This is a genomic window from Arthrobacter sp. AFG7.2 (genome assembly GCF_002892835.1).
Classification (GTDB): Bacteria; Actinomycetota; Actinomycetes; order Actinomycetales; family Micrococcaceae; genus Arthrobacter.
This window is the reverse complement of sequence record NZ_PJMB01000003.1, coordinates 19,980-36,103: the sequence shown is the minus strand read 5'-3', so window position 1 is coordinate 36,103 and position 16,124 is coordinate 19,980. Positions and strand designations below refer to the sequence as shown.

The window sequence follows — 16,124 nt, the reverse complement described above, 5'->3', positions numbered from 1 at the left end:
AGCTGGGCAGGCAGCGCCGGGACGTGGCCAGGGCCTCCCGCAGACCATTCACCGCTTAATAAATGCCGTTCACGGGCTGCTCTGTGACACCGCACACATCTGCCGCGGCCAAGCATTAGTCTTGATTTCGGAACAGCTCTTTGCGGAATGTCCGTGACCAGCCGGTGTGCCCGACGTCGACCAGGCGGCGGAGCCGGCGGGCGGCGGGGATCCCGCCCAGCAAAGATCGATGAATGATGAGGTTCACATGTCCCAGGACACTACAAGCGCCGTAGCAGCCGCTTCCGGAAGCGCAGGGCAGCAGGCGCCCCACGGCGGTGCAGGGCAGGGCGATGCCTTCGAAAACCTGCTTCATGAGACGCGCGCCTTTCCGCCCACGCCCGAGTTCGTTGCTGACGCCGTCGTCACCGCCGGGGAGTATGCGGAAGCCGACGCCGACCGCCCCGCATTCTGGGCAAAGAAGGCCCGTGAGCTGCTGACCTGGAGCAAGGATTTTGACCAGGCGCTGGACTGGTCCAACCCGCCGTTCGCCAAGTGGTTCGTGGGCGGTGAGGTCAACGCAGCCTATAACGCCCTGGACCGCCATGTGGAGAACGGGCTGGGCGACCGGGTGGCCATCCATTTCGAGGGTGAGCCCGGGGACACCAGCACTTATACATACGCCCAGCTGACGGAGGAAGTGAAGAAGGCGGCCAACGCCTTCGAATCCCTTGGAGTTGCCAAGGGCGACAGGGTTGCGGTGTACCTGCCGATGATCCCCGAGGCCGTCATCACCCTGCTGGCCTGCGCCCGGATCGGAGCCGTGCACTCGGTGGTGTTTGGCGGCTTCTCCGCCGACGCGCTGCGTTCCCGGATCGATGACGCCGAGGCCAAGCTGGTAGTCACCGCGGACGGCACGTACCGGCGCGGCAAGCCGAGCGCCCTGAAGCCCGCCGTCGATGACGCCTTGGCCAAGGAGGGCCACACCGTACAGAACGTCGTGGTGGTCAAGCGCAACGGACAGGACGTGGACTGGCACGAAGGCCGCGACCACTGGTGGGCAGACACCGTCGAGGCCGCCTCGTCCGAGCACACCGCCGTGGGCCACGATTCCGAGCACCCGCTGTTCATCCTTTACACCTCCGGCACCACCGGCAAGCCCAAGGGCATCCTCCACACCACCGGCGGATACCTCACCCAGACTGCCTACACCCACCGGGCAGTGTTCGACCTGCACCCTGAGACAGACGTCTACTGGTGCACGGCCGACGTCGGATGGGTCACCGGCCACTCCTACGTCGCCTATGCGCCGCTCATCAACGGCGCCACCCAGGTGATGTATGAGGGCACGCCGGACTCCCCGCACCAGGGCCGCTGGTGGGAAATCGTGGAGAAGTACAAGGTCTCCATCCTTTACACCGCGCCCACCGCGATCCGGACGTTCATGAAGTGGGGCCGGGAGATTCCGGACAAGTACGACCTGACCTCCCTGCGCGTGCTGGGCTCCGTGGGCGAGCCCATCAACCCCGAAGCCTGGATGTGGTACCGGAAGGTCATCGGCGGGGACAAGACCCCGATCGTCGATACCTGGTGGCAAACAGAGACCGGCGCGCAAATGATCGCGCCGCTGCCCGGCGTGACCGCCACCAAGCCGGGCTCCGCCCAGGTCCCGCTGCCCGGCATCGCCGTGGACGTCGTCGACGAGATGGGCGAATCCGTGCCCAACGGACACGGCGGTTTCCTGGTGATCCGGGAACCCTGGCCCGCCATGCTCCGCGGCATCTGGGGAGACCCGGAACGCTTTAAGGACACCTACTGGTCCCGCTTCGAAACCATGTATTTCGCCGGGGACGGTGCCAAGAAGGACGAGGACGGAGATGTTTGGCTCCTGGGCCGCGTGGATGACGTCATGAACGTCTCGGGGCACCGGCTCTCGACCACCGAGATCGAGTCCGCCCTGGTCTCCCACCCCGCCGTTGCGGAGGCCGCCGTCGTTGGTGCTGCGGACGAAACCACCGGGCAGGCCGTCGTCGCGTTCGTCATCCTCCGCGGCGACGCAGTGGACTCCGGAGACGACATCGTCCAGGAACTCCGGAATCACGTGGGCAAGGAAATCGGCCCCATCGCCAAGCCGAAGGCAATCCTGGTGGTCCCGGAACTGCCCAAGACGCGCTCCGGCAAGATCATGCGCCGCCTGCTGAAGGACGTCGCCGAAGGCCGCGATCCGGGTGACGCCACCACCCTCTCGGATCCGACCATCATGCAGCAGATCGCGGCTTCCCTGCGTAAATGAGGGAACATCGGGCGACCGCCGGCAGGACGGGTGTCGCTCCTGATCGGGACCAACACACAAGCTGATGCGTGGGGGTTATCCGGAAGCGTGCGTCAAAGCGAGGAACGAGCAGCACGCGGAGGATGACTCCCACGCGCCAGCGTGGCGAAAGCCTAGACTGGGAGCAGCCCTGCCCCCTGCCCAAAGGATTCCGCCCAGATGCTTCCCGTTGCCCGCCATCAGGCCATTCTGGACGCCGTACAGCGGGAGCGGGTGGTCCGGGTCTCGGATTTGGCCCAACAGCTTGGCGTGTCCCTCATGACTGTGCGCCGCGACATTGAAGTACTGGAGGAAGGCGGCCGCCTGGAGCGCATCCACGGCGGCGCGAAAATTCCGGGCGACACGAGCACGCACGAGCCGGGCTTTGACCTCAAGTCCACGCAGCTGACGGCGGAGAAGCGCGCCATCGCGGTGGAGGCGGCATCGTTGGTCCAGGAAGGCATGGCCGTGGGCCTTAGCGCCGGAACCACCACCTGGGCGCTGGCCAAGGAACTGGTCAACGGCCCGCAGATCACTGTCGTCACCAATTCGGTCCGCATCGCCGACCTCTTCCACCATGCTGCGTCCGCAGGCTCCGCCCGGTACAGCTCCACAGTGATCCTGATTGGCGGCGAGCGAACTCCGTCTGATGCCCTTGTGGGTCCCATCGCCACCGGCGCGCTAAAGCAGCTGCATCTGGACGTGCTGTTTCTGGGCGTCCATGGGATGGATGCCCATGCCGGTTTCACCACGCCCAACCTGCTCGAAGCCGAGACAGACCGGGCCTTTGTGGCGGCCGCGCGGAAGACAGTGGTGCTGGCTGACCACACGAAGTGGGGCATGCTGGGCATGAGTTCCATTGCGTCCCTGGACGACGTGGACGAAGTTATCACCGATTCCGGGCTCGGCCCCGAAGCGCAGCGGCAAATCAGGGACAACACGACTCTCCGGGTAGTGCCTGTCCAGGTTGCTCCCTAGGCGGAGCCGCGCCACATAATGGCAGTCTCCAGCACCCGCGGCTGGCTGGGCTGGCCCTTCAGCTGCGCCAAAACGAGTTCGGCGGCCGTGCTCCCCAGAAGATCCGCGGGCTGCCTCACCGTAGAGAGCTGGGGCCTGCAGCGCAGCGCCCAGCTGCTGTCGTCGAAGCCCACGATGCCTACGTCTTCGGGCACCCTCCGGCCGGCTTCCTGGAGCGCCGTCATTGCTCCGGCGGCTACAGCGTCGGAGGCGGCGAAGACGCCATCGATACCGGGGGCGCGGCGGAGCAGTTCCTGCATCCCTTCCAGTCCCGCGGCATAGGTATACAGCGGGTATTCCACCACCATTTGGGGGTCGAATCTCTCCCCCATCGCCGCGCGGAAGCCGGCAAGGCGGTCCTGGCCGGAGTCCCGGTCCAGCGCACTTGCGATCATGCCCACGCGTTGCCGCCCGGTGTCCAGGAGCCTGCTGGTGATGCTGCGTGCTGCCTCCACATTATCGATGGCGGCGTACGGCAGGTCCGGGTTGCCGTCGGGGTGGCCCACAAAAGCCGCGGGCAGCCCGATGTCAGCCACGGCAGCTGCGATGGGGTCCGAGGCCCGCGCGGAGATGATGACTGCGCCGTCAACGAGGCCGCCTCGCAGGTAATCGGCAACCCGGCGGCTGTCCCTGTCGGAATCAATAATGAGCGATACCAGTTGGTAATCCGCCTTTGAGAGCACCTCATTGGCCCCCAGCAGGATCGAGCCGATGTTGGGGTCCTCGAAGAGCAGCGAGTGGGGTTCGTGAATGATCAGGCCGATCGCCTTGGACTCCTGAGTGACGAGGTTCCGGGCGGCACTGTTGCGGACATAGCCCACCCGGGCAATGGCTTCTTCCACTGCCTGCCGGGCCTCCTCGGAGACATATTTTTCCCCGTTGACCACCCTTGAAACGGTTCCCCGGGACAGGCCGGCAGCGTCCGCCACATCGTTGATGGTGGCGCGGCGGGCACGGGTGCGTGTCAGGGACATATCTGTACTGTAGCGGAGCCAACGGGCAGGTCCGGCTCTGCAATCGCGTTGACAGTCTCTGACGACGAGGATAGTCTGTGAACGTTCCCAGATGATGTGCATCACTTTTTATGCGTCATTCTGGGAACGTTCACAGAACCATCAAGACAACAGCGTCCAACGCCACGGTGTACTGCCCCGGCTTGCACGTCTGCTGCACGTCGAAGGAGCAGGGTTGAGCCCCAGCAGAACGCCGGTCAAGGAACTGTCCGGAAACGGAAAGCTCGTCTACGGCTGCGATTACAACCCCGAACAGTGGGACAGCGGCACCTGGCAGGAGGACGTCCGCCTGATGAAGCAGGCCGGCGTCAACCTTGTCGCTATCAACATCTTCGGCTGGGCTGAACTTGAGGGCTCCCCGGGAGAGTACTCGTTTGACCGCCTGGACGAGATTTTGGACCTGCTGCACGCCAACAACATCGGGGTGAACCTCGGTACCGGCACGTCATCCACCCCTGCCTGGCTCACCACCCTGTACCCGGAAATCCTTCCCCAGTCCGCGTCCGGTACCCGCGCCTGGCCGGGCGGCCGCCAGGCCTGGTGCCCCAGCTCCCCCCAGTACAGGGAACACGCCCTTCGGCTGGTGGACGAGATGGTCCGGCGCTACGGCGCCCACCCCGCCGTCCGGTTATGGCATGTCTCCAATGAGCTCGGCTGCCACAACGCCCTGTGCTACTGCGATGTCTCCGCAGCCGCCTTCCGTGGCTGGCTGGTCGCGCGGTACGGCACCCTCGATTCACTTAACCAGGCCTGGGGCACCACGTTCTGGTCGCAGCGCTACTCCGCCTGGGAGCAGATCCTTCCGCCGAGGACCACCATCTCCACGAACAACCCCACCCAGGTGCTCGACTTCCACCGCTTCAGCTCGGATGAACTGCTCGGCTACTACCAGGCCGAGGCGGACGTACTCCGTCAGCAGAGCACCGTTCCGGTCACCACCAACTTCATGGTGACCGCCCACATCCGCAATCTCGACTACTGGTCCTGGGCACCGCATATGGATGTGATCGCAAATGACCACTACCTCGACCACCGGCTTGATGCCCCCACCACCGAGCTGGCTTTCGCCGCGGACGCCACCCGGGGGCTGGCGCAGGGCCTGCCCTGGCTGCTGATGGAACATTCAACCTCGGCTGTGAACTGGCAGCCCCGCAACATTGCCAAGCGACCCGGCGAAATGCTCCGCAACTCCCTGGCCCACGTTGCCCGCGGAGCGGACGGACTCTGCTTCTTCCAGTGGCGGGCTTCTGTCCAGGGCAGCGAAAAATTCCACTCGGCAATGCTTCCCCATGCAGGAACGGATTCGCGCATTTGGCGGGAGGTCCTGGAACTCGGCGGCATCCTGGAAACACTCGCCGAAGTTGCCGGCACCACAGTGCAGGCCGAGGCCGCCCTGGTCTTCAGCTGGGAGGCCTGGTGGGCCCACGACCAGGAATCCCACCCGTCTTCTGATGTGCGGTACCTCGATCAGGTTCACGCCATGTACGCCGCCCTCTGGCAGGCCGGGATCACCGTGGACATCGTTGCCCCGGGGGCCGATCTTTCCGGCTACAAGCTGGCCGTCGTCCCCGGCCTGTACCTCGTCCGGGAAAGCGAGTCCGCTGTCCTGGCCAATTACGTCACAAAGGGGGGCACCGCCGTCGTCACGTATTTCAGCGGCATCGTTGATGAGAACGAAAAGGTGCTCACCGGCGGCTATCCCGGCGCATTCCGAAGCGTGCTCGGTATCCGTTCTGAAGAGTTTTACCCCCTGCCGCCGGGACAAAGCCTCACCCTTGATAATGGTTCCACCGCTTCACTCTGGACGGAGGCGATGCGCCTTGAAGGCGCGGAAGCAATGGCAACCTTTACAGAGGGCCACCTGGCCGGGACTGCCGCCGTCACCCGCAACCGTCATGGTGCCGGCGACGCCTGGTATGTCGGCACGGTCCTTGACCCGGCCGGGCTGCGGGAAGTCGTCACCGAGGCAGCCCGCGCGTCAGGGATCACTGTCCTGGCTTCCCCGCACGGCCTTGAAGTCGTGGTCCGCTCCGGGGCGGACAGCAACTACGTCTTCCTCATTAACCACTCTGATGAAGAGCACAAGTACGCGGCCCACGGCCACGAACTGATCGTGGGTGAGGACGTCTCCCACGCCGTCGTCATTCCTGCGGGCGCCGTGCGCGTCGTCCGCACTCCAAACCCTGTACCCCACACCACTGGCCTCAGCACCGGGCCAAAAGGATGATGAAAGTGACTAGATCAACCACCGCTCCGGCCCCGGCCCTGGGGGCGCCGAAGACCCGGAAAGCCAAAACCACTGGCGCCCAGCGCCGCGCCGTGTTCCTGTTCGTTGCGCCGTTCGGCGTCCTGTTCCTTGCCTTCTACGCTGTACCGATCATTTTCGCGGTGGTGCAGTCCCTGCTCACGGTAGAGCGCAAAGGGACCTTCGGCCCTCCCCGCCAGGTCTTCGGCGGCTTCGTCCAATACCAGCAGGTGTTCCAGAACACCGAGTTCTGGGAGTCGGTGGGACGGGTGCTCCTCTTCGGAGCGGTCCAGGTACCGGTGATGCTTGGCCTGGCCCTGCTGTTTGCCCTCCTGCTCGACTCGCCCCTGCTCAGGGGCAAGAAGTTCTTCCGGCTCGCATTCTTTGCTCCCTACGCCGTCCCCGGTGTCATCGCGGCCATCATGTGGGGCTTTCTCTACTCGCCATCGCTGTCCCCCTTTGATGCCGTCACGTCCGAGGTGAACTTCCTGTCGGCTGAGCTTGTGCTGTGGGCCATCGCAAACATCGTCACCTGGGTGTACGTCGGCTACAACATGCTGATCATCTATTCGTCCCTGCTGGCCATCCCCACGGAAATTTACGAGGCAGCCCGGCTGGACGGAGCCAGCAACCTCCAGATCGCCTGGCGGATCAAGATTCCGCTGGTGGTTCCGGCCATCATCCTTACGGGAGTGTTCTCCATCATCGGCACTCTCCAGCTGCTCGCGGAACCCCAGACCCTGAGAAGCTTCAGCTCCGCCATCAGCAGCACCTTCACCCCGAACCTCGCGGTGTACACAACAGCATCCGTCCCCAACTACAACCTGGCTGCAGCATTCTCGGTGGTGCTGGCGCTGGCAACGTTTGTTCTTTCCTTCGTCTTCCTGAAGGCAACCCAGAGGAAGGTCTCCCAGTGAGTGCAGCAACGGCCACGGCAGCAAAAAGCGCGTCCGCCCCCGGAGCGGCCAACCCCCGCGGACCACGTCACAGCATCATGTCCCGCAGCGCCGCGATGCTCATCATGGGCGTCTTTACGCTCTACTTCCTCACCCCCATCTGGTGGCTGCTGGTCTCGTCCACCAAGACCGGCGGGCAAATCACCGGCACCGCACCGCTGTGGTTCACCTTGGAATCCGTTCCCACGTTCCTGGCCAACCTTGGCAATCTCTTCACCTACAGTGACGGCGTCTTCGGCCGCTGGCTTTTGAACAGCGCGCTCTACGCCGGGCTGGGTGCCCTCCTGGGCACTGTCATCGCGGCCATGTGCGGATACGCGCTGGCAAAGTACGAATTCCGCGGCCGGGAAGCCATCTTCAATATCGTGCTCAGCGGCGTGCTGGTCCCCGCAACAGCACTGGCGCTTCCACTGTTCCTGATCTTCAGCGAAGTGAAACTGACCAACACGTTGTGGGCAGTCTTCCTCCCGAGCCTGGTCAGCCCCTTCGGCGTCTACCTTGCCCGGATCTATGCCGCCGCAAGCGTCCCCACCGAGCTCCTGGAGGCTGCCCGCCTCGACGGGTCCTCGGAAGTCCGGACGTTCTTCACGGTGTCCACACGCCTCATGGCGCCGGCTCTGGTGACCATCTTCCTGTTCCAGTTCGTGGCCATTTGGAACAACTTCTTCCTGCCCCTGATCATGCTCCGCGACCAGGTGCTGTTCCCCGTCACGCTCGGACTGTACGCCTGGAACAGCCAGATCAGCCAGATTCCCGAGCTCCGCGTCCTGGTGATCGTCGGGGCGCTGGTTTCAATCCTCCCGCTGATCGGAACCTTCCTTGCACTCCAACGATTCTGGAGCAGCGGACTGGGCGCCGGAAGCGTCAAATAACTCCCCCACCAAACCGTTCCGCGGCTCCCGCCCCGGTACAGCACCCCACTGATAGGAATAGAAATGCGCGCGCATTACGGAAAAGCCACCGCAGCCTTTGCCATTGTTTCAGCGCTGGCCCTTGCCGGCTGTTCAGGCGGCGGAGGCGCTTCAGAGACTGAAGCTTCTGCAACCTCCTGCGAACCGGCGTCAGGCCCGGTCGAGCTGACCTTCACCACTTGGGTTCCAGGCATGGACAAGGTGGTTGACCTCTGGAACAAGGAAAACGAGAACATCAAGGTCAAGGTACAGACGGGCCCCAACGGAAACTCCGGCACGTACCAGAACTTCTTCAACCAGCTGCAGGCCGGCAACGCTCCGGACGTCGGCCAGATCGAATACGACGCCCTGCCCAACTTCCGCGTCCAGGACGGCCTCGAGAACATCGCCGCCTGCGAAGGAGTGGCCGATGCACAGGACAAGTTCGTTGACTGGACCTGGGGCCAGGTCACGTTCGGTGAGGAGGGTGCCGTCTACGCAGTCCCCCAGGACAGCGGACCGATGGCAATGTTCTACCGTGCGGACCTGTTCAAGGAGGCCGGCATTGAGGTGCCCACCACCTGGGACGAATATGCTGCCGCCGCCGAGCAGATCAAGGCCCGGGGCTCATACATCACCAATTTCCCGCGCAGTGACGTCAACTGGTTCGCAGGCAACGTGTGGCAGGCCGGCGGGCAGTGGTTCTCGAGTGCCAATGACCAGTGGGAGGTGAACCTGACGGGCGACGAGTCTGCGAAGGTCGCGAACTACTGGCAGGACCTGCTGGGCAAGGGCCAGGTATCAACCCTGCCGTCCTTCTCCGACGAGTGGAACGCTTCCTTCAACACCGGTCAGCAGTGGACCTGGGTTTCAGCGGTCTGGGGTGCTTCCACCCTGGCCAGCGGCGCTCCCGACACCGCCGGCAAATGGGCCGTGGCCCCCATGCCGCAGTGGGAAGACGGCGGAAAGGCAGCCGGTAACTGGGGCGGATCCTCCACCGCCGTACTCAAGGGCTCCAAGCACCCCTACGAGGCATCGAAGTTTGCCCTGTGGCTGAACACGGACCCCGAAGCACTGGCCCTGGCCAATGAACTGGGCGGGCTCTACCCCGCAGCGAAATCGGCCACCGACCTTGATGCGTTCGCCGGCGGCGTTGACTACTTTGGCGGCCAGAAGATCTACGAAGTCTTCGCTGAGGCCTCCTCCAACGTGGACCCCAACTTCACCTGGGGCCCGACCATGACCCAGACCTACACCGACGTCTCCGATGGGTTCGGCAAGGCCGCGGGCGGCAACGGCACCCTTCTGGACGCGCTGGAGAACGGCGAAAAGAAGACCATCGATTCACTTAAATCCCAGTCAATCCCTGTCAAGGAATAGCTGCCGCAACTATCGTCAGAGCATGACGTCCTGACCAGTCAGGCCACTGCCTCCGCCGCAACGGTGGAGGCAGTGGCCTCCTGCTTGACCTGACCATGAACGCCCTGTGACTATCCAAGGAGTTTCCATCTATGGATCCCCTGCATCTCCGTTCCGCCGGCACCAGCCTGCTGATCAGCTTCGACAGCGGCGAGGCGGAGGTGGTCCATTGGGGTGCCGACCTGGGCGGCACGTTGCCGGACCTGGCCATCCTCACCGAACCGGTTCCCCACTCCTCCATCGGCGCCCGCGTACCCGCCGGACTCCTCCCCCAGGCGTCATCTGCCTGGCGCGGACGGCCCGCCCTGCGCGGCTCCCGCATTGCCGGCGGCGTTTCCGGGCTTGATTTCTCTGCCCGCCTCCGCGTCCTGGCAGCACGCGTTGAGGGCACCACGGCATTGATCGAGCAAGCCGATCCGGACGCCGGACTCTCCGTCCAGTCCGCCCTGACGCTTCACGACGGCGGCCTGCTGGAACTGCGGCATACCGTTACCAATGACGGCACCACCCCCTTCCAAGTCGACGAACTGGCAACCGTCCTCCCGGTGGCGCCGGACGCCGTCGAACTTCTGGACCTGACCGGCCGCTGGTGCCGCGAACGGCACCCGCAGCGCCGCCCCATCCAGCAGGGCACCTGGGTCAGGACCGGCCGGCACGGCCGTACCGGACATGACTCTTCCCTCCTCTTCGCCGCGGGCACCGCCGGATTCGGCAACCGGCACGGCAAAGTCTGGGCTACGCACCTGGCCTGGAGCGGCAACCACGAGCAGTTCGCGGACACCATCGGTGACGGCAGGACCATGATTGGCGGCTCTGAGCTGCTGGGCCCCGCCGAAGTCATCCTCGAGCCCGGCGGCAGTTACACCACACCCGGCCTGTTCGCCGCCTACTCGGACCGGGGCCTGGACGGCATCAGCGAAGCGTTCTACAGCTGGTTCCGGTCCCGCCCCCACCACGTACTCCCCGCCGCGTCCACCGGCCTGCCCGCGGGCAAGCCGCGCCCGGTGGTGCTGAACACCTGGGAAGCGGTCTACTTTGACCACAACCTGGAGACCCTGATCGAACTGGCCAAGTCCGCCGCCGACCTGGGCGTGGAGCGCTTCGTGCTCGACGACGGCTGGTTCCGCGGACGCCGCGGCGACAACGCCGGGCTCGGTGACTGGTACGTGGACGAGTCCCTGTGGCCCAACGGCCTGGCACCGCTTATCGAAGCAGTATCGTCCCGTGGCATGGAGTTCGGGCTGTGGGTGGAGCCAGAGATGGTCAACCTGGACTCAGACATCGCAAGGGCGCATCCGGACTGGATCGTTGGCCCGGCAGCACGCTCCCACAAGGACGGCGGCCGGCTGCCGCTGGAGTGGCGCAACCAGCACGTCATCGACCTGGTTAACCCTGAGGCGTGGAAATATATCTACGACCGCATTGATGCCCTCCTCGGGGGGAACAACATCAGCTACCTCAAATGGGACCAGAACCGGGACCTCCTGGAACACGGGCACGCCGGCAGTTCCTCGGTCCACCAGCAGACCCTCGCCGCCTATCGCCTGTTCGACGAGCTCCGCAAGGCCCATCCCGGCGTCGAAATTGAAAGCTGCTCCTCCGGAGGCGCCCGCGTGGACCTGGGAATCCTGGAGCGGACAGACCGGATCTGGGCCTCCGACTGCAACGACGCCCTGGAGCGGCAGACCATCCAGCGCTGGACCGGACTGGTGGTTCCGCCGGAGCTGATGGGCAGCCACATCGGCCCCACCACCTCGCACACCACTGCACGCACCCATGACCTGTCCTTCCGGGCCATCACGGCCCTCTTCGGGCACTTCGGCATGGAGTGGGACGTCCGGAAGGTCACCGGTGCCGGGCGGGAGGAGCTCAAACGGTTCATCGCCCTGTTCAAGGAACACCGGGACCTTCTGCACGGCGGCCGGATGGTCCGTGCCGATGTTCCGGACGAGTCGCTGATGCTGCACGGCACGGTAGCCGCAGTGCCACCCGAGGCAGGAACGACGGCGGCGCTGTTTGCCGTGGTGAGCCTGCGCACCGGCTACGCTGAGCAGCCCGGCAGGCTCGCCATCCCCGGCCTTGAAGCGGACAGGACCTACCGGATGGAAGCGATTGCGCCGGCCACCGGTGACCCGGGCTACGCCCATACCTTCAGCCAGGCCCAGCCCCCGGCCTGGCTGGACGGCGGGGCAGTGGCGAGCGGCCGCTTCCTTGCCGAAGTGGGCGTGCCCATGCCCATCCTCAACCCCGAGCACGCACTGCTGCTGAAGTTCACGGCCCTCTAGCAGTTTGCCCGCACTGCCGGCCTTTGGCTGCCGCGCGCTCTTCGCTGTAAGAATGCGCGGCAGTCCGTCCCAGGCGATAGATTTACTCGCATGACCGAACCCTCTTCATCCGCCAGCCGCGGCATCATCCTGGTAATCAACGGGCCCAACCTGAACCTGCTGGGCACCCGGGAACCGGAAAAGTACGGCACGTCCACCCTGGCTGACGTCGAGGAACTTGCCGCCCGGACCGCAGAAGCCCACGGCTTCGTGGCCGAGTGTGTCCAGTCAAACCACGAGGGCGTCCTGCTGGACACGATCCACGCGGCCCGGAGCAACGCCAAGGGCATCGTCATCAATGCAGGCGCGTTCACGCACACTTCCGTTGCGCTGCGCGATGCCCTCGCTGCCGTCCAGGTTGCCGCCGTCGAGGTCCACATCACCAATGTGCACCAGCGGGAGGAGTTCCGGCACCACTCCTACCTCTCGCCGGTATGCTCTGCGGTTATTGTGGGCGCAGGTGTTTTCGGGTACCGGCTGGCCATCGATTACCTCGCCGAAGTCCTCTAGCAGTCCTGCCTACTTCTGGATGCACTGCCCGGAGGACACGGGGGCAGACAGGGCTGATGCCTGCGCTGCCACGGGCGTCAGGTCATCCATGGTGATGGCGAAACCCATTGCGGTATCCGCCGTCGCCTTGGCGAAAATCACTCCTGCCACCTGCCCCTCCATGGTCAAAAGCGGGCCGCCCGAGTTTCCCGGCTGCACATCCCCGGCCAGCCGGTAGATCTCCTCCGGCGATGCGTTGTTGCCGTAGATATCCGGCACCAGCACAGTGGTGATGTCCTGCACCGTAGCGGGCTTCGACTGGAAGGGCCCGCCATGGGGGTAGCCCGCGAAAGCGGCAGGGCTGCCACCCGGAAGGTCCTGGCTCAACGCCAGCGGGGCGGCGGAAAGGTCCTCCACGGCCAGTACCGCCAGGTCATGTTTTGTGTCGAAATACACCACCTGTCCCGGCATCGCTCCCCCATCCGGCATCTCCACCACCGGCTGCGACACGCCCGCCACCACATGCGCGTTGGTGACCACCCGTTCCCGGGACACCACAAACCCTGTGCCCGTCTGGTTTTGGCCGCATTGATAGGCAGTCCCGGCAATCCTGAGCACTGACTCGGCGGCCCGGTTCAAGGCAGGGGTGTTCGTGCTGGCGTTGGGTGCCGGCACAGTGGGGCCGGCTTCCAGCCCCTCCAACAGCGTGGGTATGCCGTTGCCGATCACCGTGGAGCGCAGCTGCGCCATGGTTGCCTTGACGGGGTCCGGTGTCAGCCCGTCAATGAAGCGGATGACTTTGGACTCGGCCAGCCTCTGGGACACGAACGGCACACCGAGTGAGCTGACGCTGAAGGCCAGCATGGACATCACCAGTGCGGAGACCACCACGTTCACAGCGCCGCCAACAAGGCGGTCCACCGCGCGCAGGGGCCGGATCCGGACGGCGCCGCGGATGTGCCGTCCCACCATCGTCCCCAGGCCGTGCCCCAGGACCACCAGCACGACGGCGGCCGCGACAATAGCGGTCAGCCTCCAGCCGGTGTCCTCCACATAGCCGCTCACCAGGGGAACCGCGAAAAAGGCTGCCACCGCGCCGGCAGCAAACCCTGCAATGCCGCCCACTGTCACCAGGAAACCGTTGCGCAGGCCGTACACCAGATAGGACAGCAGCGCCAGGATCAGGATCAGGTCCAGGACAGTCAAGCCGACCACAAAGGCTCCTTATAAACAGTTGAACTTTCATTCTAGTGGTGCATACTGGCAATATTCTGGACGGCTCCCGAGGGCTGACGGGCTTCCCACCGCAGCCTGCCGAACCGGCTTTTCGGCGTCCCGTAACGCGTCCCGTGGCGCCCTTGCGGCCCTCCATCAGGGCGTTTCGCCTGCCAAGTTCGTCACAGAACCTTGAAAATTCTGAAACAATGGCACAAGCGCCACAGCCGACACTTTTATTCAGGAGATTTCATGGACATCGAGGTACTGCGCCGAGCACCCCTTTTCGCCACGCTCGACGACGACGCATTCCGTCTGCTGACGGACGAGCTGACCGAGGTGGACCTGTCCCGCGGCGCTTCGGTGTTCCGTGAGGGCGACCAGGGAGACCAGCTGTACTTCATCGTCTCCGGCAAGGTGAAGCTGGGCCGCACCTCTCCTGACGGCCGCGAATCCCTGCTGGCCATCCTGGGCCCCGGCGAGCTGTTCGGTGAGATGGCCCTCTTCGATCCCAGCCCGCGCACCGCAACCGCAACCGCGGTATCGGAGACCCGGCTGGCCGGCCTCAAGAACGAGAGCCTGAACACCCTGCTCCGCACGCGTCCCGAGGTCTCTGCGCAACTCCTGCAGGCACTGGCACGCCGGCTCCGCCGCACCAACGATTCACTCTCCGACCTTGTCTTCTCCGACGTTCCCGGCCGGGTGGCCAAGGCCCTCCTCGACCTCGCCGACCGCTTCGGCCGCCCCGCAACGGACGGTGTCCTGGTAGCGCATGAACTCACCCAGGAAGAGCTCGCGCAGCTGGTTGGCGCTTCCCGCGAAACCGTCAACAAAGCCCTCGCCGAATTCGTCCAGCGCGGCTGGCTGCGTCTCGAAGCCCGCGCCGTCGTCATCCTGGACATGCAGCGCCTCCGCCAGCGCTCCCGCTAAACGCACAAGACAAAGGCCGCCCCCCGGGGCGGCCTTTTGCCTTTAACCCGGAAACGCCCCATCACATCCTGTGAGCCTTCCACAGAACCCTCTGTCAGACGGAGGAACGGAAAGTGATGGAGCGTCCGTTTAGAACCCGCCGGAAAGTGATGGAGCGTCGGCTGGGCGGGCACGGTAGAGCGGGTCAACCACAGCTTTTAGCAGGCGAACAGCGGTAAAATTGGCATACGAGGTGCATGGCGATGTCAGTGGCGATGGTTGTCCTGTTGATCCTGCTGGGCCTGGCGGCCTTGGCTGCCATAACCGGGACAGTGGTCCTGGTACTCCGTGACGGCCGTGGCGAGATACCGCCGGAGCCCCCGGTGCAGCCGTGGACCGCAGGCACCCTTCCGAGCCGCCCTTACGCCACGCTCCGCAGGATCTAGCGTTCGCGCTGCGGGTCGTCGGCCGTAGTCTTCGCGGCCTCCACCTCGAGCATGAGCTTGCCGTCTTCTTCAACCAGGACCGGCTGGTACACGTGGGCCTTGCGCTTATAGCTGAGGTACGCGATGCAGCCGTTGGCGGCGGCCATCTTTTCCAGCATGATCTCGGAGCCGGGGACCAGGAGCTCCCCCAGGGTGCGGCCCACCGTGTTCTCCTGGCCCACTTCGTCACCCAGTGCGGTGGTGTGCCGCCCGGCGATGACGTCGGCAGCATTGACCCAGCGGCCCCACACACCCTTCTCCTCCAGCAGGGTGGGATGCTGGTTCAGAGGAACAGTGGCGGCAAAATAGCGGGTGTCGAACCGGCGGTGCGCAAAGTCTGGGCTCCTCCAGTTGACCAGGGACTTGAGCAGGTCAGTCCGGACGGACAGTCCCCGCTTGGCGAGGATCTCCGGGAAGGTCCTTTCCTGCTCGGCGACGGCAACGCGGGCGCGCATCCACTCCGGGGTTGAGGTTCCTTCGACGGTGCCGGCCATATCAGGACCGGCGAGCAGCAGGCCGGTTTCCTCGAAGAGCTCACGGATGGCGCCCAGCACGTGGCGCCGCGCCAGCCCGACGTCGGACGTTCCCATCTGCTCAGCCCAATGCTGCGGTGAGGGGCCCAGCCAGCCGACGGGATCGTCGTCGGCCGTGTCCAGCGAGCCGCCGGGAAAGGCCAGGACGCCAAGCGGCGAGGATCCCGGCCGGTAGGCAAGCCAGGTTTCGAGGCCGGTTGGGGAATCCCGCAGCAGCACCACCGAGGATGCAAGGCGCGCTGCCCGCGGGGTTCTTTCGCCGTGTTCGAGCCAGCTCTGGGCCGCCCCTTCAAGGTCCTGGGGAAGTGCGAAGAGCCGTCGGGCGAGTTGTGGCAAGGG

The 16,124-nt window shown here is 65.0% G+C and carries 13 protein-coding genes; 10 read left to right on the top strand and 3 right to left on the bottom strand.

Annotated elements, in window-relative coordinates:
* The first annotated feature begins 247 nt into the window (after positions 1–247).
* Entirely contained in the window at positions 248–2,272 is a 2,025-nt protein-coding gene (acs, locus tag CXX84_RS06655; protein WP_102975926.1) for an acetate--CoA ligase, read from the top strand.
* A gap of 198 nt (positions 2,273–2,470) precedes the next feature.
* Positions 2,471–3,268 carry a DeoR/GlpR family DNA-binding transcription regulator gene (locus tag CXX84_RS06650; protein WP_102975925.1) on the top strand — a complete coding sequence of 266 codons (798 nt, stop codon included), beginning with the start codon at positions 2,471–2,473 and terminating at the stop codon, positions 3,266–3,268.
* On the opposite strand, the gene CXX84_RS06645 is transcribed toward CXX84_RS06650, so the two are convergent.
* Positions 3,265–4,281, bottom strand: a complete 1,017-nt coding sequence (locus CXX84_RS06645) for a LacI family DNA-binding transcriptional regulator (RefSeq protein WP_102975924.1) — start codon at positions 4,279–4,281, stop codon at positions 3,265–3,267. The genes CXX84_RS06650 and CXX84_RS06645 overlap by 4 nt on opposite strands.
* 214 nt (positions 4,282–4,495) lie before the next feature.
* On the opposite strand from CXX84_RS06645, the gene CXX84_RS06640 reads away from it, so the two are divergent.
* The 6 genes from CXX84_RS06640 (at position 4,496) to aroQ (ending at position 12,664) form a co-directional block, all read left to right on the top strand.
* Complete coding sequence (locus CXX84_RS06640; RefSeq protein ID WP_102975923.1) at positions 4,496–6,547, top strand: beta-galactosidase; 2,052 nt, start codon at positions 4,496–4,498, stop codon at positions 6,545–6,547.
* A complete protein-coding gene (locus tag CXX84_RS06635; RefSeq protein ID WP_102975922.1) occupies positions 6,547–7,482 on the top strand; it encodes a carbohydrate ABC transporter permease in 936 nt (311 codons plus the stop codon). Before CXX84_RS06640 ends, CXX84_RS06635 begins: the two co-directional genes overlap by 1 nt.
* 77 nt (positions 7,483–7,559) lie before the next feature.
* Positions 7,560–8,393 carry a carbohydrate ABC transporter permease gene (locus CXX84_RS06630; RefSeq protein ID WP_102975921.1) on the top strand — a complete coding sequence of 278 codons (834 nt, stop codon included), beginning with the start codon at positions 7,560–7,562 and terminating at the stop codon, positions 8,391–8,393.
* Between the two features lie 63 nt (positions 8,394–8,456).
* Positions 8,457–9,791, top strand: coding sequence for an ABC transporter substrate-binding protein (locus tag CXX84_RS06625; RefSeq protein ID WP_102975920.1), 1,335 nt, complete (start codon positions 8,457–8,459; stop codon positions 9,789–9,791).
* A gap of 131 nt (positions 9,792–9,922) precedes the next feature.
* Positions 9,923–12,115 carry an alpha-galactosidase gene (locus CXX84_RS06620; protein WP_102975919.1) on the top strand — a complete coding sequence of 731 codons (2,193 nt, stop codon included), beginning with the start codon at positions 9,923–9,925 and terminating at the stop codon, positions 12,113–12,115.
* 90 nt (positions 12,116–12,205) lie between these two features.
* Entirely contained in the window at positions 12,206–12,664 is a 459-nt protein-coding gene (aroQ, locus tag CXX84_RS06615) for a type II 3-dehydroquinate dehydratase (RefSeq protein ID WP_102975918.1), read from the top strand.
* A gap of 9 nt (positions 12,665–12,673) precedes the next feature.
* On the opposite strand, the gene CXX84_RS06610 is transcribed toward aroQ, so the two are convergent.
* Entirely contained in the window at positions 12,674–13,858 is a 1,185-nt protein-coding gene (locus CXX84_RS06610; RefSeq protein ID WP_102975917.1) for a MarP family serine protease, read from the bottom strand.
* A gap of 252 nt (positions 13,859–14,110) precedes the next feature.
* Here CXX84_RS06610 and CXX84_RS06605 point away from each other — a divergent pair, with 252 nt between their 5' ends.
* Both CXX84_RS06605 and CXX84_RS06600 read left to right on the top strand, forming a co-directional pair.
* Complete coding sequence (locus CXX84_RS06605) at positions 14,111–14,788, top strand: Crp/Fnr family transcriptional regulator (protein ID WP_013602309.1); 678 nt, start codon at positions 14,111–14,113, stop codon at positions 14,786–14,788.
* A gap of 236 nt (positions 14,789–15,024) precedes the next feature.
* A complete protein-coding gene (locus CXX84_RS06600) occupies positions 15,025–15,213 on the top strand; it encodes a hypothetical protein (RefSeq protein WP_102975916.1) in 189 nt (62 codons plus the stop codon).
* Here the strand turns inward: CXX84_RS06600 and CXX84_RS06595 are convergent.
* Entirely contained in the window at positions 15,210–16,121 is a 912-nt protein-coding gene (locus CXX84_RS06595) for an NUDIX hydrolase (protein ID WP_102975915.1), read from the bottom strand. The two genes, CXX84_RS06600 and CXX84_RS06595, sit on opposite strands and share 4 nt — an antisense overlap.
* Between the last annotated feature and the right edge of the window lie 3 nt (positions 16,122–16,124).

Bases quoted from the DNA above. Each gene is read 5' to 3' on its own strand.
- CXX84_RS06625 (WP_102975920.1), top strand. From the start codon at position 8,457: ATGCGCGCGCATTACGGAAAAGCCACCGCAGCCTTTGCCATTGTTTCA.
- CXX84_RS06630 (WP_102975921.1), top strand. From the start codon at position 7,560: ATGTCCCGCAGCGCCGCGATGCTCATCATGGGCGTCTTTACGCTCTAC.
- CXX84_RS06620 (WP_102975919.1), top strand. From the start codon at position 9,923: ATGGATCCCCTGCATCTCCGTTCCGCCGGCACCAGCCTGCTGATCAGC.
- aroQ (WP_102975918.1), top strand. From the start codon at position 12,206: ATGACCGAACCCTCTTCATCCGCCAGCCGCGGCATCATCCTGGTAATC.
- CXX84_RS06605 (WP_013602309.1), top strand. From the start codon at position 14,111: ATGGACATCGAGGTACTGCGCCGAGCACCCCTTTTCGCCACGCTCGAC.
- CXX84_RS06635 (WP_102975922.1), top strand. From the start codon at position 6,547: ATGAAAGTGACTAGATCAACCACCGCTCCGGCCCCGGCCCTGGGGGCG.
- acs (WP_102975926.1), top strand. From the start codon at position 248: ATGTCCCAGGACACTACAAGCGCCGTAGCAGCCGCTTCCGGAAGCGCA.
- CXX84_RS06650 (WP_102975925.1), top strand. From the start codon at position 2,471: ATGCTTCCCGTTGCCCGCCATCAGGCCATTCTGGACGCCGTACAGCGG.
- CXX84_RS06600 (WP_102975916.1), top strand. From the start codon at position 15,025: ATGGCGATGTCAGTGGCGATGGTTGTCCTGTTGATCCTGCTGGGCCTG.
- CXX84_RS06645 (WP_102975924.1), bottom strand. From the start codon at position 4,281: ATGTCCCTGACACGCACCCGTGCCCGCCGCGCCACCATCAACGATGTG.